Raw genomic sequence first — 1,686 nt, forward strand, 5'->3', positions numbered from 1 at the left:
GCAATGTCATTAAGTTAGTGACTTGACAATTATTAGTCCCTGAGGAAATCGCTCGGCTAATTTTAAAACCACCTGATTAGTCATTTCATGATTGCTAATTGGGTGGTTTTTATAATTTAAAGCTAATTTAAAGCGCACTAAAATAAGGGCGACGCAAGATTAGGTTGTCAGTTTACGCGACTCGATAAACAAAACTAACCGCACGCTTAGGTTTTAGTCGCCGCTTATTTTTACGCCCGGGGCGAATCGGGACTAAGTAGGTGCCAAGCTGAATCAATAACGCTTGAAACTTTGCCTGCTGGTTATTGCGGTAATAATACCGCACGATCCTAGTGGCCAGTTTAAAATTAATGGTGTCCCAATGATGGTGATTGGTCTGCGCGACGTAAGCTTGATTAACGGCTGCACTAACCACATTGTACATGATTAAGTTGGCGTAAAGTTCCATTTCAATAAACTGGTCTTTTTTGGAATGAAATTGAATGGCGCCAAGATCATATTTTAGCTTAGAAAAAGCGGTTTCGATGCCCCAACGCAAATGATATAACCGTTTCATTCGTGGTAATGGAAACTGCTTTGCCGGAAGATTAGTGATCAAGACTTCCCACGCTGGCTTACCGTCAGCTGTTGTCCCAATTTGAAATTTACAAGCCCGGAATTTAACGGTACAAAAGACGCCAAAATCCCACCGCCGATCTTTGGTATTTTTGGAACGAAATGGTTGGTACTGGTGCCAATAATGTTGAATACAATGAATGTTTTCACTACTTTTATGCGTAACGTAATAATGATTAGAAGTGGTCACGCGGCACGCGATTGCTTGATCACACTCACCATCTGGCAAATTTTGAATTTCTTTGATACTGCCGCCTAACTTGGCTCGAATAAGATAATGCAACCCCTGGTGCCGGTTTAGATTTTCAATTAGATTAAAGCTTGGGTAGCCACGGTCCATCATCACGATCGAATCGTCTGGTAGGTGATCAAGCATGGCTAAAACACTGCCGCGTTCGTCCATTGCCGTTTTGGGTTGGCTAATACAGTCTTGATAGCTTTTATTTAACAAGTCGTATAAAGTATTAACATGCATTTGACAATAAGGCTTATTTTTTGAAAAATCACAAACGTACTTTGAAGTAGGATTCCAAGGCAGATCAAAGTCCGAGCCATCGATCGCTAATACATGGTAATGGTGATCCAACAGTTGCGCGTTAGCTATTTGCTGGTTGAATTGATGAAAAATATGTTTGAAGCAGTCGGGTTTTAGCTTACCTTTTTGTTGTTCAAAGGCAGAAGCTGAAACTTGTTCATCAATACCAGGAAAAGCATTGAATAACTCAATGTTAAGGCTGTTACCCTGCATATTAAGCATCGTTTTAATCATCGTACCAGCAGTTAATTTCCGTTTACGCGTAAAATCCTGTGGTGAATGAGTGTAATCATGAATATGGCTAACTGTTTCATTGATAATTTGGTCCAGAACGCTTAAACTATTAGTTGGGTTTAACATTAGTGACACACTCCTTATCGGTATTGGATTGTTACAATTAGGCCTGTGGAGGAGAAGGTTTAGTGCCTTCCCCTTTTAGTTTACCAAGTTTAAAGTAAAAAATAAGGCTTCAGCTACATAAATGATGTAGCTGAAGCCCTATTCTTTTTTGTCAATAGCTTAACTTAATGACATTG

1 protein-coding gene is annotated in these 1,686 nt (G+C 39.8%); it reads right to left on the reverse strand.

Features of this window, described 5'->3' with window-relative positions:
• Positions 1 to 172: 172 nt before the first annotated feature.
• A complete protein-coding gene (locus tag EKM76_RS13215; protein ID WP_003680928.1) occupies positions 173 to 1,510 on the reverse strand; it encodes an IS4 family transposase in 1,338 nt (445 codons plus the stop codon).
• Between the last annotated feature and the right edge of the window lie 176 nt (positions 1,511 to 1,686).

This window comes from Loigolactobacillus zhaoyuanensis (assembly GCF_003946385.1).
GTDB classification, from domain to species: domain Bacteria; phylum Bacillota; class Bacilli; order Lactobacillales; family Lactobacillaceae; genus Loigolactobacillus; species Loigolactobacillus zhaoyuanensis.